The organism is Streptomyces radicis (assembly GCF_003626575.1).
Classification (GTDB): Bacteria; Actinomycetota; Actinomycetes; order Streptomycetales; family Streptomycetaceae; genus Streptomyces; species Streptomyces radicis.
Map to the genome: position 1 here is coordinate 280,556 of NZ_RBDY01000004.1, position 24,972 is coordinate 305,527.

The following is a 24,972-nucleotide window of genomic DNA, read 5'->3' on the forward strand; positions in this document are numbered from 1 at the left end:
GCCCGACTCGTCGCGCGGGCACGCCTCAGGCGCGCGAGTTATTCATAGTACGTGGTCGGGGTGGCCGGATTCGAACCGACGGCCTTCCGCTCCCAAAGCGGACGCGCTGCCAAGCTGCGCCACACCCCGCTGACGGCTCACGACGCGACACGTAGCGTACAGGCCCGCACGCGGTCGGGTTCGCCGGGGACCGGCGGAGGCGGGCGATGGGGCGCCCGCCGCTGCTACGATGCTCACCGTCGCGGGCGTAGCTCAATGGTAGAGCCCTGGTCTTCCAAACCAGCTACGCGGGTTCGATTCCCGTCGCCCGCTCGGTTCTTGGCCCGGCGCCCTCGTCGTCTCACCGCGGGGAGCCGGGCCTTCGTCTACTCGCCGCCCGAGTCGTTGATCGAGTCGTCGACGTTGTCCACGGCGTCGGTGACACCGTTGAGGAAGTCCTCTATGGGGTCGGCCGCTCCGGTGGAGGCGAGGGAGAAGCCGAAGAGGATCGCCACGATGGCCGGTCCCCACTTGATGACCCCGCCGCGGATCATGAAGAACATGATCACGCCGAACAGCAGGGCCAGAGAGAACGAGATAACCACAACTGATCACACCTTCGGAAGCTTCGCCTCTGCTCGTCCGGGGGCTTGACCACGGCCGCCGCACCCCCGCAGGCACCATCGTGCCATCAACACGACGGCGCGTGGAGGGCGGTGACGCACCGTTCACCTTCGGCCTCGGGCCGGGTCCCGACCTAGGTACCGATGTTGAACGTTACCGTCCCGTGATGCATGAGGTGCCCGGTCACGGGGAATTCGAGGGGCCCACACACGAGCGGCACACTTCCGGTGCGGGAAATCCCGGCGCGCCGATTACCCGGCGGGGCTCATGTGAGCGATGGGCGGGTGGAGTTGGGCGATACGACCCATATAAGCCGGTCACTTCACGGCATTTCGGGCGCTCGGGCGATCCATGCCGCCATGACCCGCCGTCGCGCGAGGTGGCGCGCGATTTCGGCCACGCGATTTCCGTGAGGGGTGTCACGAGGATTTACCGGTCACGGGGAAAAGCGCTAGCGTGTGGACGATGTTGCACGTCCGTAATCAACGAGCCTCCCTGCCCGCGGTCCGGGCGACGGCGGCTGACCCCCCACCGTCAGTCACGGACGATCCGCCGCGGGTGAAGCCGCGCGACCCCTTCTTCGACAACGCGAAGTACCTGGCGATCCTGCTCGTCGCCATGGGGCACGCCTGGACACCGCTGCGCGACGACTCCAGGGCCGCGTCGGCGCTCTACGTCTTCGTCTACACGTTTCATATGCCCGCGTTCATCCTGCTCGCGGGGTATTTCTCCCGGTCGTTCACCGGGCGGCCCGACCAGCTGCGGCGGCTGATCGCCGGGATCCTGGTGCCGTTCCTGGTGTTCGACACGCTGTATGTCCTCTTCAAGCGCTGGGGCGACAACGACCCCGACTACCCCATCAGCCTGCTCGACCCGTACTACGTCACATGGTTCCTGATCGCGCTGTTCATCTGGCGGCTGACCGCGCCGGTGTGGAAGCTCATCAGGTGGCCGCTGCCGGTGGCGCTGGTGATCGCCGCGCTCGCCGCCGTGTCCCCGCACCTGGGGAACGACCTCAACATCCAGCGCGTGCTCCAGTTCCTGCCGTTCTTCGTGCTCGGACTGCTCGCGCGGCGCGAGCACTTCGCGTGGGCGCGGCGGCGCGAGGTGCGGCTGGCGTCCGTGCCGGTGGTGGCGGCCGCGCTCGCCATGGCGTACTGGGCGGCGCCGCGCATGGAGCACGGCTGGTTCTATCGCACGCACAGCGCCCAGGAGTTGGGGCAGCCGTGGTCGGTCGGCGTGGTGATGAGCCTGGCGCTCTTCGGCTGCGGCCTGGTGCTGACGGTGTGCTTCCTGGCGTGGGTGCCGAAGGGGCGCACCTGGTTCACCGTGCTGGGCGCCGGGACGGTGTACGGGTATCTGCTGCACGGCTTCGTGGCCAAGGGCTCGCGCTGGTGGGACTGGTACGAGGCCCCGTGGGTCGCCACCCCCGGCGGGGTCGTGGCGGTGACCGTGATCGGCGCCGTGGTGATCACCGTGCTGTGCACGCCGCCGGTGCGCCTGGCGTTCCGCTTCCTGGTGGAGCCTTCGATGGGCTGGGCGTTCAGGCGCGAGGAGCGGGAGACGCACGAGACGCGCGAGGCGCCGGAGGGGCGCGAGGCGCGGGAGCGGAGCGCCTCGGGGCAGCGGCCCGTCAGACCTTGACGCCGTGCCGGGCGAGATAGGCGACCGGGTCGACGTCACTGCCGTAGTTCTCGCCCGCCCTGACCTCGAAGTGCAGGTGCGGCCCCGTGCTGCGGCCCGTGTTGCCGCTCTCCCCCACCTGGGTCCCGCCCGAGACCTGCTGGCCCACGCGGACGGTGACCACGGAGAGGTGCGCGTAGAGGGTGTAGTAGCCGTCGGTCATCTTGATGATGACGGCGTTCCCGTAGTCGCCCGCGTCCCCGGCGAGCACGACGGTGCCCGGGCCGACGGATCTGACGGTGGTGCCCGTGGGCGCGGCCCAGTCGACGCCCGTGTGGTACCCGGCCGCCCAGCCGCCGGGGATGCCGTACGCGGCCGAGACGGGGTAGCCGCTGACCGGGGCCGTCCACTCGTCCGCGGCGAACAGGCCCCAGAACGGGTCGCGCGGGACGACGGGCCCGATCGGGCCTACGGGCCCCAGGGGGCCGAGGGATTCGAGCGACGCGAGCGGCAGGTCGTAGAGGCCGCTGCCGAACGGCTCGGGGCCGAAAGGGCCTGGCGCCTCCGCCCCCTGGCTGACGGCCTGTACGGTCCAGGGGCCCGTTATCACCAGGGCGCCGAGCAGGGTGCAGCCGACGGCGCGGCGGCTCAGGCGTCTGCCGGTCGGGCGCTGACGGCGGCTCATGGCGCGTTGAAGCCCGCTCAGGGCGCGGTGGCGCGCGGGGCGCGCGTGCGGTGTGACGGGAGGTGCGGCAGGGGGTGTGGCGCGGGGTGTGGCGGGGGCATCGGTCATGGCTCCGAGCCAACGGCAGCGCGCCGCGCGGCGCATCAGGGCGGGCGGGTGGGCCGCCGCCGATCGGCGGACACGGGGGCGCCCGCACCGTGTGTGATCGGCCCAGCTCATGACGGCCTGCCGTGCCGTCAGGTGGCGCGCGGGGCAATCCGCCCCGCCGGGTGATCACTCAACGGCCGATCACTCGCGGCTGATCAGCAGGAGGGCGCGGTCGTCGTTGACGTCCTTGGCGACGGCCTCGATCAGGTGCCACGCGGCGCCGCGGAAGCCGGTGGTCACATAGCGGTCGGCCTCGCCGGTGAGGCGGTCGATGCCCTCGGACAGGTCGCGGTCGGAGCGCTCGACGAGCCCGTCGGTGAACAGCATGAGCACGTCGCCGCGGCGCAGCGTGCCCTTCGCCGGGTGGAACTCCGCGCCGTCGTAGACCCCGAGGAGCGGGCCCTCGGCGGCGATCTCGTGCCAGCGGCCCGTCCCGGCGTTGAGCTGGACGCCCGGCAGGTGTCCCGCGGATATCAGCTCGTAGTCGCCGGTGTCGAGGTCGAGCACCAGGTGGATGGAGGTCGCGAAGCCCTCGTCCCAGCTCTGGCGCAGCAGGTAGCCGTTGGCCGCGGGCAGGAACTGGTGCGGCGGCAGCGAGCCGAGCAGCCCGCCGAACGCGCCCGAGAGCAGGAGCGAGCGCGAGGCCGCGTCCATGCCCTTGCCCGAGACATCGGTGAGGACGACCTCGAGGCTGCGGCCCTCGGGCCCGGTGCGGGCGGCGACGACGAAGTCGCCGGAGAACGACTGGCCGCCCGCGGGGCGCAGCGACATCTCGCGGTGCCAGCCCTTGGGCAGCTGCGGCAGGGCGCTCTGGGCGCGGATCCGCTCGCGCAGGTCGAACAGCATCGTGCCGCCGCGCCGCCACGGCACGCCGACGCGGCTGCGGAACTGGGCGATGAGCAGGCCGATCAGCGCCACGGCGGCCACCACGAGGATCGACCCGGGGCGCACGGGGTCGGGGCTGACGTCCCGCGCCTCGATGAGCGCGGTCTCGAGCACCAGCGCGGTGGCGGCGATGGCGTAGAGCCCGAGGAGGCTGGCGGGCCGCAGCAGCAGGCCGCCCGCGACCAGGGGCAGCACGAGCGCCTCGGGCGGGCACCAGGCGGGCCAGACGACGGTGGCGCCGGTGAAGACGGGGACGGTCAGGAAGAGGGCGAGGAAGGCGAGCCACTCGGAGCCGCCGCCCCTGAAGTAGTCGACGGCGGAACGGCGCAGGCCCGTGCGCAGGCGGTGGACCGTCTTGTGGGCCCTCTCCCGCCTGGCCCTCAGGGTTGCCGTCCTACTGCCGCGTGCCATGACCTGCGACCTTATCCACCCGTTCGGCGCCACGTCGAACCCCGGGCTCCGGAAGGGCCGCGCCCTGGCCGCCCGCGTGGAAACCGCCTCGCCCCGCGTCGCGCGCCCTGGTAGGCATGGGCGCATGACGACGGAGCTGCGGACGGTGTCCAAGGACGAGCTCGACGCGTGGTACACGGCGCTGGAGTGGGCGTTCGGCGGGCTGAAGGAGTCGGCCGACGAACGCCGCCTGTGGCACGAGCTGGTCGACCTGGACCGTTCGCTCGGGGTGTGGGACGGGGACCGGGTGGTGGGCTCGCTCGGGACGTTCGCCCTGGGGGTGTCGGTGCCCGGCGGGGCCGTGGTGCCCGCGGCGGGGATCACGATGGTGCACGTCGCCTCGACGCACCGGCGGCGCGGGCTGCTGCGCCGGATGATGCGGCGGGCCCTCGACGACTACCGCGAGGCGGGCGAGCCGCTCGCGCTGCTGACCGCGTCGGAGCCGGACATCTACGGCCGCTTCGGCTTCGGGGCGGCGACGCGGCGGCTGTCCGCGACGGTCGACAGCACGCGGGTGCGGGTGAACGCGCCCGCGGGGACCGACGACATCGCCCTGTCCGTGGCGGACCCGGTGGCGGCGGCGCCGCGCTGCGAGGAGCTGTACGCGCGGCTCGTGCCGCGGCGGCCCGGGATGCTGGAGCGGCGCCCCGGCTGGGAGCGGCTGCCGCTGCTCGACCCGCCGGGGGAGCGCGAGGGGGCGTCCGCGCGCCGGTGTCTGCTGGCCGAGCGCGACGGCGAGCTGGTGGGCTACGCGCGCTTCGCCCTCAGGCCGGCGTTCAGGGCGGCCGGGCCCGAAGGAGCGGTCGTGGTGCACGATCTCGAGGCGGCCACGCCCGCGGCGTACGCGGCGCTGCTGCGGCAGCTGATGGAGATGGACCTGATGAGCACGGTCGTGCTGCGCGACCTGCCGGTGGACGCCCCGCTGCTGCACCTGGTGTCCGATGTGCGCCGGTGCGACCTGCGGCTCCAGGACCGGCTGTACGCGCGGCCCTTGGACGTCGGGGCGGCGCTGGCCGCGCGCTCCTACGCGACCGAGCTCGATGTGGTCATCGACGTCGCCGACGACGTCTGCCCGGGGAACACCGGGCGCTGGCGGCTGTCCGGCGGGCCCGGCGGCGCGGTGTGCGCCCGCACCGGGGACGCGGCGGATCTTGCGCTTCCGGTGCGGGTCCTCGGCGCGGCTTGTCTCGGGGGCGCGTCGCTCACCGCGCTGGCCGGGGCGGGGCTGGTCGTCGAGGAGCGCGCGGGCGCGCTCGCGGCGGCGAGCGTGGCGTTCACCAGCCCTGTCGCGCCCTGGCTCCCCCATACGTTCTGACGGCACAGGCCCACCCTCCTGGTGTCGTGAAGGCCGAGAATACGGCCCCGCACCGACACCCGGGAGGCTCTTGACCGGACCGGTGGCGAGGGCCGGAACGGGGGTGACCCCGGTGGTGGGAGGGGTCACCGCGGCTGGCACACGGGGCACCAGAACAGGTTCCTGGCGGCGAGCACCGCGGTGCGCACGGGCGTTCCGCACACGTGGCAGGGCGCACCGGCGCGGCGGTAGACGTAGACCTCGCCGCCGTGCTCGTCCTGGCGCGGTGGGCGGCCCATGGCCTCGGGGGTGTGCTCGGGGCGCACGGTGTCGATGCGCCCGGCGCGCACGCCCTCGCGCATGAGCGCGACCAGATCGTCCCAGATGCCGTCCCACTCGCGGCGCGTGAGGCCGCGGCCAGGGCGGTGGGGGTCGATGCCGCGGCGGAAGAGGACCTCGGCGCGGTAGATGTTCCCCGGCCCCGCGATGACGCGCTGGTCGAGCAGCAGCTCGGCGATGGCGACGCGGCGGCCCGTGACGCGGGGCCAGGCACGTTCGGCGTCCTGGCCCGGCTCGCCCGCGCGCAGCGGGTCGGGGCCGAGGCGGTCGGTGACGGCGCGCTTCTCGGCGTCGGTGACGAGCGCGCAGCGCGCGGGCCCGCGCAGGTCGGCCCAGTGCTCGGCGGTGGCGAGGCGGAGCCTGACCTGGCCGACGGGGGCGGGGGCCGGGCCATCGCCGAACGCGACCTTGCCGTAGAGGCCCAGGTGCACATGGACCCAGCCGACGCCCGTGAAGCCGAGGAAGAGGTGCTTGCCGTGCGCCTCGGCGGCGATGAGGGGCTGGCCGTCGACGAGGGCGGCGCCGTCGGCGAACTTGCCCTGGGGGGAACGGGCTCGCACCGGGTCGCCGCCGCCGAAGCGTTCGCCGTATGCCGCGGCGAGCCGGTGGATGGTGTGGCCTTCCGGCACGGGCGCTCAGTCCAGCTCGGGGGCGGGGGGGATGGTGCCGTCGGCCTCGTAGCCCGTGAGCATGGCGATGCGGCGGCTGTGGCGCTCCTCGCCGGTGAACTCCGTTGCCAGGAACACCGCGACATACGACGTGGCCTCGTCGGTGGTGTGCATGCGGGCGCCGAGGCTCAGGAGGTTGGCGTCGTTGTGCAGGCGCGCGAGGCGGGCGGTCTCCTCGCTCCAGGCGAGCGCGCAGCGGGCTCCTGGCACCTTGTTGGCGGCGATGGCCTCGCCGTTGCCCGAGCCGCCGATCACGATGCCGAGCGATCCGGGGTCGGCCACGGCGCGCTCGGCGGTGCGCAGGCAGTACGGGGGGTAGTCGTCGGCGGCGTCGTAGTGGTGGGGGCCGCAGTCGACCGGCTCGTGGCCATGGCCCTTCAGCCAGTCGGTCAGATGGCTCTTGAGTTCGTAACCGGCGTGGTCGGAGCCGAGGTAGACGCGCATGGGTCGAGTCTGGCACGGCCGGGGAGAGCGCCGTTCGGCGGTCTCCCCGACACGGTGTCAGCGCTCATCGTCAGCGCTCGTCGTCAGCGCTCGTCGTCGGGGCGGACCAGGCGCCAGGCGAGCGGCAGGGCGCCCATCGCGAGGGCCGCCTTGAGCGCGTCGCCGATGAGGAACGGCGTCAGCCCCGCGTCGATCGCCTCGGCCGCCGACATGCCGGTGTCAAGGGCGAGATAGGGAACGCCGACGGCGTACGTGATCGCCATGCCGACCAGCATCGTGCCCGCGGTGCGCGCCACCGTGCGGTCGCCGCCGCGGCGGGCCAGGGCGCCGACGGCCGCGGCGGCGGCGGTCATGCCGATGATGTAGCCGAAGGACGGCATGGACCAGCCCGAGGCGCCTTCCGAGAACCACGGCATGCCCGCCATCCCGACCAGCGCGTAGAGCAGGAGCGACGCGAAGGCGCGCCATGTGCCGAGCGAGGCGCCGATGAGCAGCGCGGCGAACGTCTGCCCGGTGACCGGGACCGGGCTGCCGGGCACCGGGACCGCGAGCTGCGCGGCGAGCCCGGTGAGCACGGCTCCCCCGACGACCAGCGCGGCGTCCCGCGCCCGCGCGCGGGGCAGGGTGGCGGCGGGCAGCAGATCGGCGAGAACGGCGGTGCTCATGGGCGGCTCCTCGGTGGAGTCGGGGACGTGAACGGGGCACCGGGGGGTGCCCACCGACGCTAGCCCAAGCCCCGTGCCCCGACGGGGTGATGTTGACGACACCGCGGAGGCCAGGTCCCGCGGCCGGAAGGTCGACTTCGTCGAGGCCATGTGGCGTGTGGTGAACTGGCAGGATGTCGCCGAGCGGTACACGGCGGCCAAGGAGCGGGCGAACGCCCTGCTGATCGCCCCCTGAAGGCCGCTCCATGACCCCCCGGCCGCCTGATCGTCTTCTCACCGCACCACCGGGCAGGCGGACGGACCGGGGGAACGGCCCCCGCGCGGAGGCATCGCGCGGGGGCCGATTCACGTGCGCCGCCTCAGGGGCTCACGGCCTCAGGGGCGCGCGGGCCTCAGTCGAACTGCGGGCCGACCGTCCTGGTGCGCTTGATCTCGTAGAAGCCGGGGATCGAGGCGACCAGGAGCGTGCCGTCCCACAGCTGCGCGGCCGCCTCGCCCTTGGGGGCCGGGGTGACGACGGGGCCGAAGAACGCGATCTGCTCGCCGTCCGCGCCGGGAACGGCGATCACGGGCGTGCCGACGTCCTGGCCGACCAGGTCGATGCCCTCCTTGTGCGACGCGCGCAGCTCCGCGTCATAGGCGTCCGAGTCCGCCGCGTCCGCGAGCTCGGCGGGCAGCCCGGCCTCTTCAAGGGCCTCGACGATCACCTCGCGCCCGAGCTTCCTGCCGCCGTTGTGCGCGCGGATGCCGAGCGCCGTGTAGAGCGGACCGAGCACGTCGTTGCCATGCGCCTGCTCCGCCGCGACGCACACGCGGACCGGACCCCACGCGTTGCGCATGGCCTCGCGGTACTCCTCGGGCACCTCGTCCATCCTCGGCTCGTTGAGCACCGCGAGGCTCATCACGTGCCAGCGCACCGTGACCGGGCGCACCTTCTCCACCTCGAGCATCCAGCGCGAGGTCATCCAGGCCCACGGACAGAGCGGGTCGAACCAGAAGTCGGCGGGCGTCTTCTCTGCGGTCTCCGGCATGTCTCTTCTCTCCTTGTGCGAACGGCACGCCTGGCGCCGCTTCAACGCGTCGGCCCCCCGGCGCATTCCGCGATGCGCGGCGCAAGCGGGCCATGACATCCTGACTCGCGCCCACGGAGGGACAAGACGGACACCGCCACGGACGAAGGAGTGTCGCTGTGCCAGGAGAGAATCTCACCCGTGACGAGGCCCGCGAGCGGGCCAGGGTGCTGACCGTCCGCGGGTACGAGGTGGCACTCGACCTCAGGTCCGCGACCGGTCCGGGGCCCGCGCCCGGCGCCGGGCCGCGAACGTTCCGCTCGACGACCACGATCCGCTTCGCGTGCGCCGAGCCGGGCACCACGACGTTCGCCGACCTGCTGGCGCCGCACGTGCACTCGGTGACGCTCAACGGCGCGTCGCTGCCGGTGGACCGCGTCTTCGACGGCACGCGCGTGCTGCTCGCCGACCTCGCGGCGGAGAACGAGCTGACCGTGGACGCCGCGTGCGCGTACAGCCGCACCGGCGAGGGAATGCACCACTTCGCCGACCCCGAGGACGGCGAGGTCTACCTCTACACCCAGTACGAGCCCGCGGACGCGCGCCGGGTCTTCACCACGTTCGAACAGCCGGACCTGAAGGCCCCTTTCACCTTCCGGGTCACCGCGCCCGAGGCGTGGACCGTGCTGAGCAACGGCGCGGAGACCGGGCGCGAGCCGCTGGGCAACGGCGCGGCGACGTGGACGTTCGCCCCCACGCTGCCCATCTCGACCTACATCACCGCGGTGGTCGCGGGCCCCTACCACCACGCGCGCGACCACTACCGGCGCGAGCTGCCCGACGGGACCGCGCTGGAGGTCCCGCTGGGCGCGCTCTGCCGCAAGGGCCTGGCCAGGCACTTCGACGCGGACGAGATCTTCCTGCTGACCAAGCAGGGGCTCGACTTCTTCCACGACCACTTCGGCTACCCGTACCCGTTCGGCACGTACGACCAGGCGTTCGTGCCCGAGTACAACCTGGGCGCGATGGAGAATCCGGGGCTTGTGACGTTCCGCGAGGAGTACGTCTTCCGCGGGCGCACGACGCGGGCCGCGTACCAGGGGCGGGCGAACACGCTGCTGCACGAGATGGCGCACATGTGGTTCGGCGACCTGGTGACCATGGAGTGGTGGGACGACCTGTGGCTCAAGGAGTCGTTCGCGGACTTCATGGGCGCGTTCTCGCTCGTGGAGGCGACGCGTTTCGACGAGGGGTGGATCGCGTTCGCCAACCGCCGCAAGGCGTGGGCGTACCGGGCCGACCAGCTGTCGTCGACGCACCCGATCACGGCGGACATCCGCGACCTCCAGGACGCCAAGCTCAACTTCGACGGCATCACCTACGCCAAGGGCGCCTCGGTGCTCAAGCAGCTCGTGGCGTATGTGGGGCGCGAGGCGTTTCTCGAGGGCGCGCGGCGTTACTTCAAGCGCCACGCGTACGGCAACACGCGCCTCGACGACCTCCTCGCCGTGCTCGCCGAGGTCTCGGGGCGTGACATGGGCGAGTGGGCCAAGGCATGGCTCCAGACCGCGGGCGTCAACACCCTGACGCCAGCGGCCACTTATGCCGCGGACGGGCGGATCGCCGAGCTGACGGTCTTCCAGGAGGCCGCCCAGGACAGCCACCCGACGCTGCGCCCGCACCGCGTCGCGGTGGGCCTCTACCGGCGCGAGGAGCCGGGAGGCCCCGTGGTGCGCTACGCGCGTGCGGAGGTGGATGTGACGGGCCCGAGCGCGACCGTGCCGGAGCTCGCGGGATATGAGGCGCCGCTGTTCATCCTGGTCAACGACGAGGACCTGACGTACTGCAAGGCGCGGTTCGACGAGACGTCGCTCGCCGGGCTGCGCGAGGGGCTCGGGGATGTCGCCGACCCGCTGGCGCGGGCGCTGTGCTGGTCGGCGCTGTGGAACCTGACGCGCGACGGGCTGCTGCCCGCGCGCGAGTTCCTCGACCTGGTGGGGCGGTTCGCGGGCGCCGAGGACCAGGTCGGGGTGCTCCAGATGGTGCACAGCTGGGCGCGCGTGGCGCTCCTGCACTACAGCGCGCCGGAGCGCGGGGACGCGGCGGGCGCCGCGCTGGCGCGCACGGCGCTCGGCGAGCTGCGGCGCGCCGCCCCCGGCAGCGACCTCCAACTGGCGTGGGCCCGCTTCTTCGCGGGCTGCGCCGCGTCGGACGCGGACTTCCAACTGCTCGCCGGGCTGCTCGCGGGCAGCGCGAGGATCGACGGGCTCGACGTGGACCAGGAGCTGCGCTGGACGTTCCTGCTGCCGATGGCGGCGCACGGCCACGCGGGCGAGGCGGAGATCGAGGCCGAGCTGGCGCGCGACGACACGGCGTCGGGCCACCGGCACCGGACGCGTTGCCTGGCGGCGCGGCCCTCGGCCGAGATCAAGGAGCGCGCGTGGGCGGAGGTCGTGGAGGCGGACCGGCTGTCCAACGCGCTGGTGGAGGCCACGATCGACGGCTTCGCGCAGGCGAGCCAGCGGGACCTGCTCGCGCCTTACGCGCCACGGTACTTCGACGCGCTGACGCGCGTGTGGTCGGAGCGGACGATCGAGATCGCGATGTCGATCGTGTCGGGGCTCTACCCGTCGCTCGGCGACCCCGAGCCCGTGCTCGACGCGACCGACGCGTGGCTCGCGGCCCACGGGGACGCGCCGCCCGCGCTGCGGCGCCTCGTCGCGGAGGCCCGCGACGACACGGCCCGCGCCCTGGCGGCGCGGCACCGGGATATCTGACCTCGGGTCCCGTGGCGGGACGTGTGAGGCCGGAACGCGGCGGCGAGGACGGCGACGGCCTCCCAGCAGGTGCGACGGTCAGCGCGGTGAGGTGGCTGATGCGTTCGTCCAGCGGTAACGCGGGCCTCTTGGGGCGGCGGACCAGCGGGATGCGGCTGGCTGTCGCGGGGATCATCGGGTCATCCCTTGCGCGGCCAGTCGACGACGAGGCGGCTGTAGGTCTTGTCGATGACGAAGCGCGGTTCGGCGGCGGTCAGTTGGTCGCGGGCGTCGCCGACGGCCATGCGGAAGGTGGGCGGCGGCCCGTCGTTGCCCCAGCCGCGGTCCCACTCGGTGATCTCGGTGGCGACCTGGTCGGCGAGCTCGGTGGCGCGCGGGCCGTGGCTGATGACGCCGATCTGTCCGTACCAGCCCTGCTCGTCCTCGCCGTTGCGCAGGGTCAGGTAGGCCAGAGTGTCGCCGTCGAGCGCGGCCATGGAGCCCCAGGGGAAGTGCGGGGTGAAGCCGGGGCGTTGGCCGGGCATGCGGGAGAGGCCGCCTGGAAGCACGGACGCCAGGTACAGGTACAGCCACTCGAAGGGGGCGCCCTTGCGGAACTTCACGTCGGTGTAGGCGGTGACCTGCTCCTGGTCCAGGACGGTGCGGATCGCATCGCGGTCCACGTGCTGCTCGCTGAAGGTCTCCAGGCGGACGTTGCCCTCACCTTCCATGGGGACGAGGGTGTAGATGTCGTCGCAGGCGCCCTTGCGCAGGGGCACGAACGTGGCCATCTCGCAGGAGACGGTCCTCCAGGTGTCGCCGTCGCGCTCGAAGGCGAAGGACCGCGAGATGCTGCCACGAATCCTCATGGGAAGGATCAGGCGCCCGCCGGGGGCGAGCTGGTCGAGGAGCCGTACCGGTACGTCGCCGGCGCCGACGGTGAACTGGATGCGGTCGAAGGGGGCTTCCTGGGGGAGGCCGACGGCGCCATCGGCCAGTACGGCGGTCACGTTCGAGGCCCCGGCGTGTGCGAGGTTCTCACTCGCGCGGTCGACGAGGTCCTCATCGACGTCCACGGTCCACACGTGGCCGCCGGGCGCAACCAGCCGACCGAGGAGTGCCGCGTTGTAGCCGGTGGCGGCCCCGGCCTCCAGAATCTTGTGGCCCGGCTCGGCGCCCAGCTGCTCCAGCTGGGTGGCGACAATCTGCGGCGCGGAGATACAGGAGATCATCTCGCCGTCCTCGTCGTGCTTGATGGGCACGGCGTCCTCGGCGTACGCCTTCTTGAGGTCGACGCCGGGGAGGAACCGGTGGCGCTCGGTGTCCCGGAAGGCGGCGGTGACCTCGGGGGTGCGCAGGTGTCCCCTGCCGGTGAGGCGGGTCACAAGCGCTTCGCGCAGGTCAGCGGGGTCGGCGGCGGTGTTCAGGGTCGTCTCCGTCCAGGTGGCGCCAGGCGTTTCGGGGGAGGTCTCGGGGATGGACACGTCGGCTTCCTCTCTGTCGGCGAAAGCGACGTGGCGGCCGAGCCACGCGGTTGCGGCCTGCTCGGCGACAGGTACTCCGGCGCGGTTGAGAGCGAAGATCGCGTGGTGGGCGAGGACCGCGCGCAGGCCCCGCGTCAGCCGCCCGTCGGCGGACAGCCGCCTCAGTCGATGGCCAGCGCTTTCGAACGCTGCGACGCGTGCGGCCCAGCCGGGCTCGGCGTCCGTCCGCCGGGCGGCGTCGGTGTTCGTCAGGCGCCGCATGGCGGCGATGGCCCTCTCGCGCGCAGGGCCGGTGGGCGGGGTGACGGGCGGGCGCAGGGCGCCGAGCTTCGCCCAGACATCGCCGGTCTCGAACCGATCCAGGCCGACCGCCCGGATCATGGAGGACAGCAGCAGGACACAGCGTTCTCTGGCACCTGGGCTGCCGGTCTCAGCCAGGGCGGAAGAGCTGTCCGCGCAAAACACCTCGTGCGCGACGTCCATACCTTCGGGGCCGCCGAAGGCGTCGGTCTCCGGCTCGTAGACGCCGCCGACCCAGCCGCTGGCCAACTGCGCGGCGACAAGGCCGTCCAGCAGATCGGCAACGGAGCGCTGGGTGCGCAGGCGCAGCCCACCGTCCTTGCGCAGAAAGTGGAAGCGCTGGTCGTGCAGCTCGGAGGACAACACCTGGGCGACTTCCGGGCTCACCCCGGCACCACCTCGGAACGCGATGGTGGCGTGCCACCAGTCCGCCTCTGTGGTGATCGGGACGTTCTCGTCGTCGACGTCCATCGTCGTGGGTGCTCCTTGTCGGTGGGGCTCGGCCCGTGGGTGGTCAGGTGATCAGCAGGGCTCTGGTCCAGCCGGTGGCGTCCGTGCCGTCCAGCGCCAGGCGGGCACCGGCGCGGCCTTCCATGAACCCCGGCTTGGACAGCCGGTCCAGGTCAGCGGCCAGGCGCTCGGTCAGGTCTCCGATCGGCGTTACGAACCGGTCTGGCGTGGGGCTGTCGGCGGCGACGGCGCGGGCGACGGTCAGCAGGCCGGTCCAGCCGTGGCACAGCGAGGCGTCGGTGACGAGGGCGAGGAGGGCCGGATCGGCCAGCGTGCTGGCGACGGTGTCCTCCGCCGCGAGTCGGCGGGCCGGGTCGTTCAGGGCGATCCCGGCCAGTTGCTGGGCGCGGGCAATCCCGATCCGGCCGTAGCACCAGGACGGGCGGGCGGGTTCCGGCACGTGCGTTGCCTCAGCTGACAGCTGGTGGTGGGTGATCCAGTAGCAGCAGCCGTACGCGTCCAGCCAGCGCGCGAACACCTCGATCGCGTCGTGCTGCCCCGGTACCTGGACATCGTGCTGGACGGCGAGGGACAGCATGGCCAAGGGGCCCGTGATGCCGTGCGCGACACCGTTGTTGCCGTGTCCGCCGTCCATCTCCTCGTCGGCGGGCCCGGCCTGTGACCACCACCCCGGCAGCTCCTGGCCCCCGATACGGACCGGCCGAGCCAGCGAGACCAGGTAGGCCAGCACATCCTTCAGCAGCGGCGAGGCAGGGCCGCGGGTCAGCAGCAGCGCACCCAGCCCGGTCAGGCCCCGGATGAGGTCGAACTCCGCGAGATGCGGCAGTGCCCCGGCGGCCTGCCGCCGACGGGCTGCGGCCAGCCGGGCAGCCACGACCCGGTCGACCGCGTCGCGGACGTCATGGCGGACGTGCCCGGCACGGCTGAGCACGAACTCCAGCGCCGGGGCGCCGTGGAACAACGACGCGTTGCCCCCGGCACTGACGCCGCCCGCCACCGCGCGGGTCAGGCTGCTACGCGCGACGGCGAGGTCACCGCGCTCGATGTGCAGCAGCGCCACGCCGAGGGTGCCCTCGGACAGATCCTGCGTCCTGGGCACGGTGATCGGCGCCGTCATGAGCGTGCCTTCAGCGGGACGACGAGGCTGTGGGCCCGCCCGCCGATCCAGCCGTCGGCATCGGGCGGCGGCGCGTCGTACAGGACCGCGACACCGGTCCGGCTGGCCGCGAGGTGGGCGCGCAGCAGGTCCACGTGCAGGCTCTGGCGCAGATCGAGGGGAAGCTGCTGGTCGTCCTCGGCCAGCAGCACACGGTCCGGCACGCCGAAACGGGCCCTCCACGCATGCAGCGGCCCGGCCCACTCCTCCAACGTCGCGGCCCGGCCGGGCAGATCCCTGCCGCGCAGCTTCCACCGTGCGGCCACCAGGATCGAGCGCCGGTGGTGCAGCGCGGGGGTGAACGGCAACGTCCAAGCCGCGCCCCAGTCGAACCACGTCACCTGCGGCGTTCCGGCCCGGCTGACCTCGGCCAGGAACCGGGCCAGCGGAGGAGTGCAGTTGTTCCACAGGAAGTTGATCGCGGTCGGCGCGAGCAGTTCCAGGCGCGTACCCGTCGCGGCCTCGGTCAGGTAGAGGCGGCCGCCGCGGCAGCCCACGGCCAGATCGGACGGGAACAGCACGCCCCGCGCGCGGTGCCGGAACTCGCCGACGCTGACCAGCCGCGGCAGCACCTGCGGGACACGGGTGAGCACGTCCACCGGGACACGTCCGGCGTGGAAGGACAGCTGGGCCAGCTCCGCTCCGGGATCCACCGTCGGCAGATCGCCGTACGCCGCGCCAGCGCCAGCGCCAGCGCCAGCGCCAGGCAACAGATGCCAGAACCGGCCCGTCATCGAGCCAGCCGCGCGGGAGACGGTGAACACGCGAAGGCGGAAGTCCCCGCGGTCCACAGCGTGCGTCGAGCCGGACTGAACCTGCACGCACACCTCGAGGTGGGGCGGGGTGACCCCGGACTTGCCCGCGGCAGTCTCCAACTCCTCGATCATCGCGTCGGACAGGACCACCGACCGGCGGCGCTCGACGGCCGCGGTACCGGCCAGCTCCAGCAGCAGCCGGTCTCGCCGCGTCATCGCGCGGGGAGGCGCGGACACGTGACCGAACCCCTCGGGCAGGCCCAATCCCTGTTCGGGATCCGTCACCGTCTCCAGCGGCACCTCGACGCCCTCGCCATAGCGGTCGGCGAACCGCTCGGCATAGTGGCGCCATTCCCGGGTCCCCGCCGGATGCATGGCGAGCCGGGTCAGGGCCGTCGCAGCGGTCTCCGCCTCCGTCCACACCGCCTTCGGCAGCCGCACCGTGGCGTCCAACCGCAGATCCGGCGCCGCCGGGTTGTTCCGGGCCTCGTCCCGCAAGGCGGGCGGCAGGGCGTCGGCCGGGTCGACGACGGTGGCGGGCGGGCGCAGCGAGGACCTCAGCAGTCGCACCTGCAACAGCTGCGCGAGCAGGCCGGTGCGGTGGTGGGCGGCCGTGTCCGGGAACTCGACGGCGAGCCTGTCCGCCAGCGCGGCGTACCGGATCGGTAGGCGGGCCGCGTCCAGCACCAGGGCAACCGCGGGCGTCAGCGCGAGGGAGAACTCCGAGGCGCCCTCGGCTGGAACGTGGACGCGCCCGCTTCGCTGCTTGGCGAGGTTGTTGACGCAGACCTCGACATCGTCCATCCGCCCGCCGTCCGCCTCCCAGCCGCTGATCGCCGCGTCCAGCGCCACCGGGTCCGGCCGGGCAACGGCCTGGTGCCGGTCCCCGAAGCGGACCTCGGTCATGTCGCCGACCTCGGTCAGCGCGACACCGGCGAAGAGGCCGAACGGCGTGGAGCGGCGCGTGTGCCGGATCGCGTACCGCGCGGTGGCCAGTGCCGCCCGTCGTACCCGGCGCACCTTCGGCGCGTGTCCGTCGAGGATCGACGTCACCTGGCGGGCCAGATCCGGGCTGGCGAGAGAGATGGCCTTTCGGAAGGTGTCATCGGCCCACACCGCGGCCAGCCATGAACGCCAGTGTTCGAGCGGAGCGGCAGGCTCGGGCCAGGGCGGCATGTCGGGCCCGGTGAGGTTCACCGCGGCGCGCAACATCCCGGCTCCGGCGGCCTGGTACAGGCGGTGCCGTGAGCGTGCCATCACCCACACTCCGTTCCTACGCGAAGGGCGCGGGTGGTACGGGCTGCCGGACGGCTCCGCCAGGCCCGCACCACCGGACTAGACTCGGGTGCTACGAGCCGGAGTTGGCGCAGGCGCTCGGGCATGACGTGCCGCAGTTGTCGCCGGTGCTGCACATCAGCGCCGACTCCGTCGCCGGTGCGTTCTCCACGAAGGTGATGTCGAGGTCGAACGGGTCGGACCCGATCTCGGCGTCGGCGGACTGCTGCGGCTCGCCGCTCCGCTCGACGGTGGTCGGCATGCTCATCTGCTTGCTCCCTCGCGTTCGGTGCCGATTCGAGCACACACCGGCAGCAGCCGGGACACAATGACGTGGACCGATCCAGCACCGATCCCAAGCACAGGAGGCCGCCCGCGATGCCCGATCAACTCCGCGACGACATGCGGGAGGCGCGCCGGGCATCCGGCATGACGTGGGCGAAGTTCGCCCGTGAAGCGGGATTCGGCGAGGCGTACCTGCGCAACGTGGAGAATGGGAACCGGTCGGTGACCTCGGGTGTCGCTGCCGCCTACGACAGAGTGCTGCACACCGGCGGCACGTTCACCGCGGCGCTGGGCGACGGGAGTTCGAGGGTCGCCAAGGCCGTGGCGTGGGACCAGCCCGGGAGCCTGACCGTTCTCGCCGACCTGTTGAGGGGGAGCAATGTGGATCGTCGAGGTTTCCTGTCGGCCGGAGCGACGCTCTCCGTGTCGGCGAGCAACTGGGCCAATGCCCTGGAGCCGATCCAGGCAGACGGCAGACCCGCCCCTCTCCCCAGCGGCAGGGCACTGTCAGCCCATGTCGACGATCGCCTCGACCACCTTCGGCACCTCGATGACGAGCTCGGCAGCGGCGAGGTGTACCAACTGGCCCGCAGCGAACTGTCCCTGATCGTCAAGCTGATCGCGTCTCGCCGCTACGGCGGTGCGACCGTGGACCACTTGCATGCGATGGCGTCCGAGGCGGCTCGGCAGGTCGCGTGGGCGGCCTTCGACCAGAGTCGCCCCGGCGTTGCCCAGCGCTTCTTCGACGGCTCCCTCCGGGCCTCCGCCGAGGCCGGTGATCCGATCAGCGGGGCCTATGCCCTCTCGTTCGCCGCGATCCAGTGCTATTCCACCCCCGGACAGGCGGGCAGGGCGGTATCGCTCCTTCAGACGGCACAGGAGCAGGTGAGGCACAAGGCGACTCCGCGTATGCACGCCATGCTGGCCGCCCGCACCGCCCGCGCGCTGTCGAAGACCGGCGCGAAAAAGGAGTGCGCCCACCAACTCCACCTCGCCCGCGCGGCGCTGGACAAGGGACCACACGACGACGACCCGAAGACCCTGTACTGGGTGGACCACGGCGAGATCGAAATGATCGCAGGCTCGGCCGCCCTGCATCTCGGCGACCCCGCCGAGGCACTACGCCGCTTCGAGACCGCCGTGCAGGCGTCGTACCCCGGCGACGAGGAGTACCCGCGCAGCCACGCGATCTACCTCTCCCGTGCCGCCGAAGCGCATCTCGCCCTCCATGACTTGGACGCCGCGGTCGCCACCGCACGCCACGCGGCCCGATGCCTCGGCTCGGTGGACTCCGCGCGCTCGGCCTCCGAGCTGAAGGGCCTCCGCGAGAAGCTGGCGCCCCACGCCGGGCACCCGGCCGTGCGCGAGTTCCTACAGGTCGGATAGACCCAGCACGTCGCGGAGACGCGCGGCCGCCACCTTCTCGTCCAGCGCCAGCAGCGGTGTGAGGCCCAGACCGTGGGCGGCGGCAAGATTCTCCTCGCTGTCGTCGACGAACAGGCACCGCTCAGCGCGCACCCCGAGCTTGTCGAGCACCAGCCGGAATATGACGGGGTCGGGCTTGCGTACTCCATGCTCCGCCGAGAGCACGACCTCGTCGAAGGTGCCGTGCAGGTCGAACCCCGCGTAGGGGTCGTACGGTTCCCGCCCGAGGCTGTTGGACAACACCGCGGTCCTGATCCCGGCAGCGCGTGCCTGCCGCGCGGCCTTGAGTACGTGGTGCGCCGGGAAGGCGTCGTGGAGGTAGCGGGCCATCAGGTTGTCCGGCGACACGCTGATCAGGGCGGCGAATCCGCTGTTCCAGTCGGTCTGGGTGATCTTGCCGAGCTCGAGCTGGCGGAAGAGTTCCTGCCCGCGTGGGTCGGCCCAGGCGCGAAGGAACGTTCCCCGGGCAAGCCGCTCCCGGTCCTCGAAGTGGGAGATCACCTCGACCATGTTGAAGGTGAGGACCCCGAAGAAGTCGAAGATCACGCCATCGAACTCGGGCTCTGCGGTCGTCGCCATTCCCAAAGCCTACGGTCCGTAGGGACGTTGCAGCAGCCCCTCGATGTCTTGTCGGCTCGGGCGGGGCAACGCGCACACAGCCCGGCCGCCACCCCCACGGGCGAGGACCGGGCCAAAGTCAACTGTGCGTACCCGGGGGACCCACAGTTCAGGAGGCGAGGCGGCGGGACCGTCCGAGCGCCGCGGCGAACGGCCGCCACTGGTCAGCCGTGAAGGTCAGCACGGGACCGCCGGGCGCCTTGGAGTCACGGACCGGTACAAGACCGGGAACCCCGTCCGCCACCTCGACGCAGTCACCGTTGTCTGCGCCGCTGTGGCTCGACTTACGCCACACCAGGGAGACATCCATCGGACGCCGCTCCTCAACTCAACCGCGGCGGAGGGCGGAAACGAAACGGCTCCACTCCCCCGCCGAAAAGGTGATCGCCCGCCCCGGGACCTTGGAGTCACGAACAGGTATCACACCGGGAATTCCATCCGCCACCTCGACGCAGTCGGCGTTGTTCGCGCCGCTGTAACTCGACTTGCGCCATTTCGCATTGGCGAGATCGTCAGCTCTCATCGCTCATACTCTTTCAGGTAGTTGCGCATCAGATCGAGAGAATCACTTGCGGGAAGCGCCTTTGAACGCGTCACATCGAAGTACTGCACAAGCTCAAGTAGCGACGCAGAAGAGTGTACGACATCGCCTGAACGGAAGCTCTCGACCAGCGCCACCGTCCTCCCGCTCTTGAGCGTCAGCAGGTCCAGGCTTCCGCCGAGCATGGGGTAGACCCCCTGATCGAATGGGAGCACCTGCACCGTTACCTGCGGGTTGGCGGCGGATTCCAGCAGATGGGCGACTTGGTCCCTCATGATCCCGATATCGACCGTCGGCCGCCGAAGAGCCGCCTCGTCGATCACCGCCGAATAGTACGGAGGATCATCCCGGAGGAAGACATCCTGCCGCAGCATCCTGGTGGCGACCTGCGCCGCAAGCTCCTCCTCCGAATTGCCGAACGAACGGGTGCGGAACAGTTCACGGGCGTACTCCCTGGTCTGAAGGAGCCCGGGAATCACGCTACTTGTGAACGCCTGGATAAGGGTCGCCTCGCCCTCCCTTCTGACATATTCGCGACTGTACTGCGCGATGACGGTCTCGCGGGCCATGTCCTTGATCTCCGCGAGCGTTCCGCCCGTTCCGAAGAATTCGTCAAGGGCCTTGACGAGGGCGTCGGATGCCCCCTGTTTGCCGACCTCGACACGCGCGATGTAGCTGTGGGAGTAGCCGGTGATCCGCTCCGAAAGCTGCCTGAGCGACAGGCCCTTGTCCAACCTCAGCCTGCGAACGCGGCGCCCCAGCCGCGCGTTGGGCGACAGGTCTCCGCCCTCGTTGATGAGTTCCATGGTGCACGCCCCTCCGTCGCCGTGAACCGTCAGTGGACCGGCGGCCGGTGGTGGGCCGCGCCGGTGTACACCTCACCCTCTCCCGCCGCGAACGCCGGTAACCAGATATGCATGGATCATCCCTCTCCGTAGCGAATGCGCGTCGTATGATTGACGGTTGACCGCGCACATGAGCGATCGGCGAACATTCATGCATTTAATGCCGAGTTGTCCGCGTTTGCCGACGGCTCTGTAACAGAGGTAGCCGGGCGCGCCGTCGAGGGGAATCGGCGGGTCATGAATGACAACACGCCGATCACACCCCGCCCCCTCCACCAGCGCCCCGAGGCGCGCTGCCGGGTGATGACCGCGCAGGAGCTGCGCGACCACGGCGTCGCCCCCGCCGTCGCGCACGACAGGTGCCGCCCCGGAGGGCCGTGGCAGATGCCGTTGCCTGGCGTTTTCCTGTTGCGTTCAGGGCCGCCCGACGCGGAGGAGACGCTCCACGCGGTGCTCCGTTACACGGGCGGGCGGGAGGGCGAGGCGGTGGTCAGCGGGCTCGCGGCGCTCGCGCTGCACGGGTTCACCTCGGTGCCGCCCGTGACGGCGCTCGACCAGGTGGACGTGCTGGTGCCGCGCGTGCGGCGGCTGCGCTCGACGGGGTGCGCGCGCATCGTGCGCACCCACAGGATGCCGCGGCCCCTGCGGGTGGGCGACTTCCCCGTGGCGCCGGTGCCGCGCGCGCTCGCCGACGCGATCGCGCGCCTGCCGGACGCGTTGACGGTGCGGCGCCTCCTGTCCGAGGCGATCCGCGGCGGCCACTGCGATCCCCAGCCGGTGGTACGGGAGTTGGCGCGGGGGCGGCTGCTCGGACGCCCGCAGGTGGCGTCGGCGATCGACACGCTGCTGACCGAGGGCCGCACGCTCGCGGAGGACCGCCTGCTGCGCGCGGTGCGCCTCGGCGCCCTCCCCGACCCCTGCTGGAACGTCGCCCTGTGGCTGCCCGACGGGCCGTTCCTCGCGGAGATCGACGCGTACTGGCCGCGGCACGCGGTGGCGGTGGAGATCGACATGCGGGTGCCGCGCCAGCGCGGCGACACGACCGGCACGGACGAGGAGGCGCTGCGCCGCGACCAGACCCTGACGGGGCTCGGCATCACCGTCCTGCGCCTGACCCCGCGCGCCCTGCGCGACGCCCCGAACGCCCAAGTGACCACGATCGAGCGCGCGTTGGCCGCGGCGGAGTCCCGCCCCTCGGCATCGTACGTGGTGGTGATGCCGCGCTGACGGCTTGCCGCCGTGAGCGACGTCGTGGGGGGCGGGGCGTCGTGCCGCGGTCAGTCCGCGGTCGGGGGGCGGCGGTCGGGCGGCAGCTCGTGCAGGAAGCCGCGCACGACGGGCGGCCCGTCCCGGCGCGGGGACCGGCGCCTGGCGTCGTCAAGGAGCGCGACGATGTCGGCGTACCGCGGGTCGGTCCACCCCTCGGGTGATCCACTGTTCTGCCGTCCCGTCACGACCGCCCCTCTCCGTCGATGTCCGGCCTCAGACAGTACCGGTCGGGAAGGGAGCGGGGGACGCCTTCTTCGGCTCGGGGTGGGTCACGATCGGAGCGCAGTTCGGCCCCGGGGAGTGCTGGGCGGGGGCGCGCACCTGGATGGTGTCGTCCTCCGGGCCTCGCCACAGGTCGGCGTCGATCTGGAACCCGGCCGCGGCGATGGCGTCGGCGGTGCGGGTGAGCCAGTCCGGGCCGTAGCTGTCGCGGGTGCTCTCGGGTCGCTCGGGCGCGTGGTGCACAAATCGGCCGAGCCTTCGGCAGAGTGCTTCGTAGAGGCGGGTGTGGAGTATGAGGGCGTGCCAGCCCTCGTCGACCACGCGGGAGGGGGCCATGGCCTCCTTGGCGTCGGCGGCCGTCGCGACGAAGGCGAGGGCCTGCTCGATGATGCGCTCGGCAACACCTCGCCGCAAGCCGGGGTTGTTGTCAAGCACGGTCGCGGTGACGGCCTCGAAGTCCTCCGGGAGAAGGAGGGCGCGGGCGTCGCGCGTTACGGTTGCGGTGCTCACTCGGTCATCCCTTCTGGGGTGTTGGGTGACGCGGCCCCGTCCCGGCGCACTGCTATCCCAGGCGTGGGCGCCGGGACGGGAGTCACTGTTCGCCGGATCGCCGGTCGTCGGCTCGTTCACCGAGCCACTCACCAGGGCGTCCTCGGCCTTGTCGGGTACGGGGGGCGTGGATCACCTCGGCGGCGGTGCGGAGGGCGACAATGAAGCCGAAGAACTCATCGTCGTCGTCGGAGTCCCGTCGGCGGACGTGCCAGCGAGCGACACGGCCCGGTCGTGGCAGCCGGGTCACGTCTCCGGCGCCCGCGCCGGGGGGCGGGTTCGCCCGACGATCACCGTGATCGGCTCGTCGTGGGACAAGGAGGGCGGCGCGGTGTGATCCTCGCGCGCCCACGCAGAGGTCTGCTGGCTCATGTTCGCCTCCCACGGCCGAGAGCCCGTGACAGGACCGTAGAAGCGCACGCTGATGGGCGGCTACGAAGTTCTAAGGGATTGCACGGCAGTTCACTCGTAGGCACCCATCGCCACCGTGATCAACGCGCGAGCAGCGGGTCCGTAGACAGCGAGCCCCGCGAGTTCGGCGAACGTCTCGGCGTACATCGCGACCTCCCTCGGCTGTGTGATCGTCAAGTAGCCGGAGACGAGCTCGACGTTGACCTGGGCGCTGTCGTAGATCCAGAAGCCCTCGACCGGCCATCGCGCTCGGTCCGGCCGCATGGGCACGATGCCGAGCGACACGGTGGGCAGCGCGCTGACCGTGATCAGGTGGGCGAGTTGGCCGCGCATCACGTCCGGGCCGCCCGTGCCCGTGCGAAGAACGGACTCCTCCATGAGGAACGCGAAACGGCGGTCTCCCGTGTGGAGCACGCGCTGCCGCTCCATTCGCGCGGCCAGCGCGTCCTCCACGTCGTCCACCAGACCGCGGCGTTGCTGGATCGCGTGCAGCACGGCAGAGGTGTACGCGTAGGTCTGGATCATGCCGGGCACCAACCACGATGAGTACGAGCGGAACCGGCGTGTGCGCTCGTACAGCGGGAGCCGCGCCTCCTGTGCCTGCCGCAGGCCCGCGCGCTCCATCCGCCGCCACTCGACGAACATGCCCTCCACGGCGCGCAGCGAGGCCACGAGGTCGCCGACCTGGTCGTCCGCCCCGCACGCGCGGCACCAGGCCCGGATGTCGTCGGCGGACGGCGGAGTGCGGGCGTTCTCGATGCGCGAGGTCTTCGAGGCATGCCAGCCGCACGCGCGGGCGAGGTCCCGTCCGGTCAGCCCGGCGTCCCGCCTGATCTCCCCGAGGCGATCGGCGAGCCCCTGCCGGGCCCGCTGGACACTCGATGATGCGGATGCGGCCATGTGAGGATCAGGCGGGGGCGTACTCCGCGTGCGGGATGGCACGGTCCCACGCGGCCTCGTAGACGGCGCCGTACCGCGAGGCGAGGTCGGGATCGTGCACCACCTCCATGCCCGGCCCCGTCCACTGCCCGTCGCCGCTGAAGTGGTGCAGGATCAGCGACTCACCGTCGAAGACCCAACCGTCCAGCGCGGGGAGCAGCAGATCCCGTGCGCGCGCACGAGGAAGCCATCGCACCGACTCGCCAGCGGCAACATTGGTGAACGTGATGTCGTACTCGTAGCGGATGTAGTCACTGACCGGCTCGGAGACGACCCGCAGACGGCGCATCTCCACCCCACGGGCGGTCGCTTCGACCACCACGTCAAGCCACGGCCGCCACCAGGACGCACGGTCGTCAGGGTCCTCGCGGTGGCCGTTCTGCCAGCGGATGAACGCCGGGTCGTCCAGCATGTAGCCGTCGCGCATCTCCAGGTGCCACGCGGCCCGCTCCGCCTTGGCAAGGGCTTCACGTACTGGTGTTGCCATGAGGGGCCTCCGGGCGCGGGATGAACTGAAGCATGGTGGCGGGCAGTCGGATCACCGTCTCGTGGGCGGGGACGTCCGTGGTGTGGCCGGGGATCGAGCCCACCTCCTGTGCCTCGCGGATGGTGCCCGGGTCGGCCTTCCAGGACTGGATGATCAAGTCGCCGGTGTCGGTGTCCTGCCAGATGGTGGGGGATCCGTCGTCGGGGGTGTTGGGATAGATCCCCAGGAATCGTAGGGCCACGGCATGCCTCCAGGTCGAAGGGGTTGCGTCAGCTTGCACGACGATCAGTCCTGGACGCGCGTGCTGTCAACGGTCGGGCACCGCGGGTGTCGGAATCACCGTCCTGCGCCTGACCCCGCGCGCCCTGCGC

The 24,972-nt window shown here is 71.9% G+C and carries 26 protein-coding genes, 2 tRNA genes and 1 pseudogene; 8 read left to right on the forward strand and 21 right to left on the reverse strand.

Features of this window, described 5'->3' with window-relative positions; translation table 11 throughout:
* Nucleotides 1–52 precede the first annotated feature (52 nt).
* Nucleotides 53–129, reverse strand: a tRNA-Pro gene (locus D7318_RS08850).
* A 112-nt stretch (nucleotides 130–241) separates the two neighbouring features.
* On the opposite strand from D7318_RS08850, the gene D7318_RS08855 reads away from it, so the two are divergent.
* A tRNA-Gly gene (locus D7318_RS08855) sits at nucleotides 242–312 on the forward strand.
* Nucleotides 313–365: 53 nt separating this feature from the next.
* Here the strand turns inward: D7318_RS08855 and D7318_RS08860 are convergent.
* On the reverse strand, nucleotides 366–584 hold the full coding sequence (locus D7318_RS08860; protein WP_077061373.1) for a hypothetical protein: 219 nt from the start codon (nucleotides 582–584) through the stop codon (nucleotides 366–368).
* Between the two features lie 484 nt (nucleotides 585–1,068).
* Here D7318_RS08860 and D7318_RS08865 point away from each other — a divergent pair, with 484 nt between their 5' ends.
* Nucleotides 1,069–2,247, forward strand: a complete 1,179-nt coding sequence (locus D7318_RS08865) for an acyltransferase family protein (protein WP_120696434.1) — start codon at nucleotides 1,069–1,071, stop codon at nucleotides 2,245–2,247.
* Here D7318_RS08865 and D7318_RS34760 read toward each other — a convergent pair.
* Nucleotides 2,237–2,911 (reverse strand): M23 family metallopeptidase, encoded by a 675-nt coding sequence (locus tag D7318_RS34760; RefSeq protein ID WP_329604563.1) that lies wholly within the window; start codon nucleotides 2,909–2,911, stop codon nucleotides 2,237–2,239. The two genes, D7318_RS08865 and D7318_RS34760, sit on opposite strands and share 11 nt — an antisense overlap.
* Nucleotides 2,912–3,199: 288 nt before the next feature.
* Nucleotides 3,200–4,354 (reverse strand): PP2C family protein-serine/threonine phosphatase, encoded by a 1,155-nt coding sequence (locus D7318_RS08875; RefSeq protein WP_120696316.1) that lies wholly within the window; start codon nucleotides 4,352–4,354, stop codon nucleotides 3,200–3,202.
* 124 nt (nucleotides 4,355–4,478) lie between these two features.
* Here D7318_RS08875 and D7318_RS08880 point away from each other — a divergent pair, with 124 nt between their 5' ends.
* Nucleotides 4,479–5,708 (forward strand): GNAT family N-acetyltransferase, encoded by a 1,230-nt coding sequence (locus D7318_RS08880; protein ID WP_120696317.1) that lies wholly within the window; start codon nucleotides 4,479–4,481, stop codon nucleotides 5,706–5,708.
* 125 nt (nucleotides 5,709–5,833) lie between these two features.
* On the opposite strand, the gene D7318_RS08885 is transcribed toward D7318_RS08880, so the two are convergent.
* The 3 genes from D7318_RS08885 to D7318_RS08895 all read right to left on the reverse strand — a co-directional run bounded on the left by D7318_RS08885 (nucleotide 5,834) and on the right by D7318_RS08895 (nucleotide 7,803).
* Nucleotides 5,834–6,655, reverse strand: a complete 822-nt coding sequence (locus tag D7318_RS08885; RefSeq protein ID WP_120696318.1) for an Fpg/Nei family DNA glycosylase — start codon at nucleotides 6,653–6,655, stop codon at nucleotides 5,834–5,836.
* A 6-nt stretch (nucleotides 6,656–6,661) separates the two neighbouring features.
* Nucleotides 6,662–7,138 (reverse strand): ribose-5-phosphate isomerase, encoded by a 477-nt coding sequence (locus tag D7318_RS08890; protein ID WP_120696319.1) that lies wholly within the window; start codon nucleotides 7,136–7,138, stop codon nucleotides 6,662–6,664.
* Between the two features lie 83 nt (nucleotides 7,139–7,221).
* The gene (locus D7318_RS08895) at nucleotides 7,222–7,803 is read right to left on the reverse strand and encodes a biotin transporter BioY (protein WP_120696320.1); all 582 of its coding nucleotides are present in this window, start codon (nucleotides 7,801–7,803) and stop codon (nucleotides 7,222–7,224) included.
* Nucleotides 7,804–7,921: 118 nt separating this feature from the next.
* Here D7318_RS08895 and D7318_RS08900 point away from each other — a divergent pair.
* Nucleotides 7,922–8,038, forward strand: a pseudogene (locus tag D7318_RS08900) (superoxide dismutase); the annotation flags it as partial.
* 157 nt (nucleotides 8,039–8,195) lie between these two features.
* On the opposite strand, the gene D7318_RS08905 reads toward D7318_RS08900, so the two are convergent.
* Nucleotides 8,196–8,834, reverse strand: coding sequence for a mycothiol-dependent nitroreductase Rv2466c family protein (locus D7318_RS08905; RefSeq protein ID WP_120696321.1), 639 nt, complete (start codon nucleotides 8,832–8,834; stop codon nucleotides 8,196–8,198).
* 158 nt (nucleotides 8,835–8,992) lie between these two features.
* Here D7318_RS08905 and pepN point away from each other — a divergent pair, with 158 nt between their 5' ends.
* On the forward strand, nucleotides 8,993–11,590 hold the full coding sequence (gene pepN, locus D7318_RS08910; RefSeq protein WP_120696322.1) for an aminopeptidase N: 2,598 nt from the start codon (nucleotides 8,993–8,995) through the stop codon (nucleotides 11,588–11,590).
* A 179-nt stretch (nucleotides 11,591–11,769) separates the two neighbouring features.
* Here pepN and fxlM read toward each other — a convergent pair whose 3' ends face one another.
* From fxlM to D7318_RS08930, 4 genes are all read right to left on the reverse strand, one after another.
* Nucleotides 11,770–13,824 carry a methyltransferase, FxLD system gene (fxlM, locus tag D7318_RS08915; protein ID WP_120696323.1) on the reverse strand — a complete coding sequence of 685 codons (2,055 nt, stop codon included), beginning with the start codon at nucleotides 13,822–13,824 and terminating at the stop codon, nucleotides 11,770–11,772.
* A gap of 43 nt (nucleotides 13,825–13,867) precedes the next feature.
* Entirely contained in the window at nucleotides 13,868–14,941 is a 1,074-nt protein-coding gene (locus D7318_RS08920; protein ID WP_120696324.1) for a lanthionine synthetase C family protein, read from the reverse strand.
* A complete protein-coding gene (locus D7318_RS08925) occupies nucleotides 14,938–16,992 on the reverse strand; it encodes a lantibiotic dehydratase family protein (RefSeq protein WP_230423540.1) in 2,055 nt (684 codons plus the stop codon). Before D7318_RS08925 ends, D7318_RS08920 begins: the two co-directional genes overlap by 4 nt.
* Nucleotides 16,993–17,083: 91 nt before the next feature.
* On the reverse strand, nucleotides 17,084–17,278 hold the full coding sequence (locus D7318_RS08930) for an FxLD family lanthipeptide (RefSeq protein WP_230423546.1): 195 nt from the start codon (nucleotides 17,276–17,278) through the stop codon (nucleotides 17,084–17,086).
* 110 nt (nucleotides 17,279–17,388) lie between these two features.
* Here D7318_RS08930 and D7318_RS08935 point away from each other — a divergent pair, with 110 nt between their 5' ends.
* Nucleotides 17,389–18,681 (forward strand): helix-turn-helix domain-containing protein, encoded by a 1,293-nt coding sequence (locus tag D7318_RS08935; protein ID WP_120696325.1) that lies wholly within the window; start codon nucleotides 17,389–17,391, stop codon nucleotides 18,679–18,681.
* Here D7318_RS08935 and D7318_RS08940 read toward each other — a convergent pair.
* From D7318_RS08940 to D7318_RS08955, 4 genes are all read right to left on the reverse strand, one after another.
* Nucleotides 18,667–19,299 (reverse strand): HAD-IA family hydrolase, encoded by a 633-nt coding sequence (locus D7318_RS08940; RefSeq protein WP_120696326.1) that lies wholly within the window; start codon nucleotides 19,297–19,299, stop codon nucleotides 18,667–18,669. The two genes, D7318_RS08935 and D7318_RS08940, sit on opposite strands and share 15 nt — an antisense overlap.
* Before the next feature lie 148 nt (nucleotides 19,300–19,447).
* Nucleotides 19,448–19,648 carry a DUF397 domain-containing protein gene (locus D7318_RS08945; RefSeq protein ID WP_120696327.1) on the reverse strand — a complete coding sequence of 67 codons (201 nt, stop codon included), beginning with the start codon at nucleotides 19,646–19,648 and terminating at the stop codon, nucleotides 19,448–19,450.
* Between the two features lie 18 nt (nucleotides 19,649–19,666).
* Entirely contained in the window at nucleotides 19,667–19,861 is a 195-nt protein-coding gene (locus D7318_RS08950; protein ID WP_120696328.1) for a DUF397 domain-containing protein, read from the reverse strand.
* A complete protein-coding gene (locus tag D7318_RS08955; protein WP_120696329.1) occupies nucleotides 19,858–20,685 on the reverse strand; it encodes a helix-turn-helix domain-containing protein in 828 nt (275 codons plus the stop codon). Before D7318_RS08955 ends, D7318_RS08950 begins: the two co-directional genes overlap by 4 nt.
* Before the next feature lie 276 nt (nucleotides 20,686–20,961).
* On the opposite strand from D7318_RS08955, the gene D7318_RS08960 reads away from it, so the two are divergent.
* Nucleotides 20,962–21,951 carry a PDDEXK family nuclease gene (locus tag D7318_RS08960; RefSeq protein ID WP_183091330.1) on the forward strand — a complete coding sequence of 330 codons (990 nt, stop codon included), beginning with the start codon at nucleotides 20,962–20,964 and terminating at the stop codon, nucleotides 21,949–21,951.
* A 50-nt stretch (nucleotides 21,952–22,001) separates the two neighbouring features.
* Here the strand turns inward: D7318_RS08960 and D7318_RS32745 are convergent, their stop codons facing one another.
* Both D7318_RS32745 and D7318_RS08965 read right to left on the reverse strand, forming a co-directional pair.
* On the reverse strand, nucleotides 22,002–22,178 hold the full coding sequence (locus D7318_RS32745) for a hypothetical protein (protein WP_183091331.1): 177 nt from the start codon (nucleotides 22,176–22,178) through the stop codon (nucleotides 22,002–22,004).
* A 28-nt stretch (nucleotides 22,179–22,206) separates the two neighbouring features.
* Nucleotides 22,207–22,725: a glycine-rich domain-containing protein gene (locus tag D7318_RS08965; RefSeq protein ID WP_120696331.1), complete on the reverse strand. Its 519-nt coding sequence runs from the start codon at nucleotides 22,723–22,725 to the stop codon at nucleotides 22,207–22,209.
* Nucleotides 22,726–22,891: 166 nt separating this feature from the next.
* On the opposite strand from D7318_RS08965, the gene D7318_RS32415 reads away from it, so the two are divergent.
* Nucleotides 22,892–23,101 carry a hypothetical protein gene (locus D7318_RS32415; protein WP_147437648.1) on the forward strand — a complete coding sequence of 70 codons (210 nt, stop codon included), beginning with the start codon at nucleotides 22,892–22,894 and terminating at the stop codon, nucleotides 23,099–23,101.
* A 125-nt stretch (nucleotides 23,102–23,226) separates the two neighbouring features.
* Here D7318_RS32415 and D7318_RS08975 read toward each other — a convergent pair whose 3' ends face one another.
* The 3 genes from D7318_RS08975 to D7318_RS08985 are packed head-to-tail and all read right to left on the reverse strand — an operon-like array spanning nucleotide 23,227 to nucleotide 24,842.
* Nucleotides 23,227–24,075 carry a helix-turn-helix domain-containing protein gene (locus D7318_RS08975; protein WP_120696333.1) on the reverse strand — a complete coding sequence of 283 codons (849 nt, stop codon included), beginning with the start codon at nucleotides 24,073–24,075 and terminating at the stop codon, nucleotides 23,227–23,229.
* Nucleotides 24,076–24,082: 7 nt separating this feature from the next.
* Nucleotides 24,083–24,601 (reverse strand): DUF6879 family protein, encoded by a 519-nt coding sequence (locus tag D7318_RS08980; RefSeq protein ID WP_120696334.1) that lies wholly within the window; start codon nucleotides 24,599–24,601, stop codon nucleotides 24,083–24,085.
* Entirely contained in the window at nucleotides 24,582–24,842 is a 261-nt protein-coding gene (locus D7318_RS08985; protein WP_120696335.1) for a hypothetical protein, read from the reverse strand. The genes D7318_RS08980 and D7318_RS08985 overlap by 20 nt, the downstream gene beginning before the upstream one ends.
* Between the last annotated feature and the right edge of the window lie 130 nt (nucleotides 24,843–24,972).

Coding starts and splice junctions, on each gene's coding strand:
- D7318_RS08865 (WP_120696434.1), top strand. CDS start 1,069: ATGTTGCACGTCCGTAATCAACGAGCCTCCCTGCCCGCGGTCCGGGCG.
- D7318_RS34760 (WP_329604563.1), bottom strand. CDS start 2,911: ATGAGCCGCCGTCAGCGCCCGACCGGCAGACGCCTGAGCCGCCGCGCC.
- D7318_RS08875 (WP_120696316.1), bottom strand. CDS start 4,354: ATGGCACGCGGCAGTAGGACGGCAACCCTGAGGGCCAGGCGGGAGAGG.
- D7318_RS08880 (WP_120696317.1), top strand. CDS start 4,479: ATGACGACGGAGCTGCGGACGGTGTCCAAGGACGAGCTCGACGCGTGG.
- D7318_RS08890 (WP_120696319.1), bottom strand. CDS start 7,138: ATGCGCGTCTACCTCGGCTCCGACCACGCCGGTTACGAACTCAAGAGC.
- D7318_RS08895 (WP_120696320.1), bottom strand. CDS start 7,803: ATGAGCACCGCCGTTCTCGCCGATCTGCTGCCCGCCGCCACCCTGCCC.
- D7318_RS08905 (WP_120696321.1), bottom strand. CDS start 8,834: ATGCCGGAGACCGCAGAGAAGACGCCCGCCGACTTCTGGTTCGACCCG.
- fxlM (WP_120696323.1), bottom strand. CDS start 13,824: ATGGACGTCGACGACGAGAACGTCCCGATCACCACAGAGGCGGACTGG.
- D7318_RS08920 (WP_120696324.1), bottom strand. CDS start 14,941: ATGACGGCGCCGATCACCGTGCCCAGGACGCAGGATCTGTCCGAGGGC.
- D7318_RS08925 (WP_230423540.1), bottom strand. CDS start 16,992: ATGGCACGCTCACGGCACCGCCTGTACCAGGCCGCCGGAGCCGGGATG.
- D7318_RS08930 (WP_230423546.1), bottom strand. CDS start 17,278: ATGAGCATGCCGACCACCGTCGAGCGGAGCGGCGAGCCGCAGCAGTCC.
- D7318_RS08935 (WP_120696325.1), top strand. CDS start 17,389: ATGCCCGATCAACTCCGCGACGACATGCGGGAGGCGCGCCGGGCATCC.
- D7318_RS08940 (WP_120696326.1), bottom strand. CDS start 19,299: ATGGCGACGACCGCAGAGCCCGAGTTCGATGGCGTGATCTTCGACTTC.
- D7318_RS08945 (WP_120696327.1), bottom strand. CDS start 19,648: ATGGATGTCTCCCTGGTGTGGCGTAAGTCGAGCCACAGCGGCGCAGAC.
- D7318_RS08950 (WP_120696328.1), bottom strand. CDS start 19,861: ATGAGAGCTGACGATCTCGCCAATGCGAAATGGCGCAAGTCGAGTTAC.
- D7318_RS08955 (WP_120696329.1), bottom strand. CDS start 20,685: ATGGAACTCATCAACGAGGGCGGAGACCTGTCGCCCAACGCGCGGCTG.
- D7318_RS08960 (WP_183091330.1), top strand. CDS start 20,962: ATGAATGACAACACGCCGATCACACCCCGCCCCCTCCACCAGCGCCCC.
- D7318_RS08975 (WP_120696333.1), bottom strand. CDS start 24,075: ATGGCCGCATCCGCATCATCGAGTGTCCAGCGGGCCCGGCAGGGGCTC.
- D7318_RS08980 (WP_120696334.1), bottom strand. CDS start 24,601: ATGGCAACACCAGTACGTGAAGCCCTTGCCAAGGCGGAGCGGGCCGCG.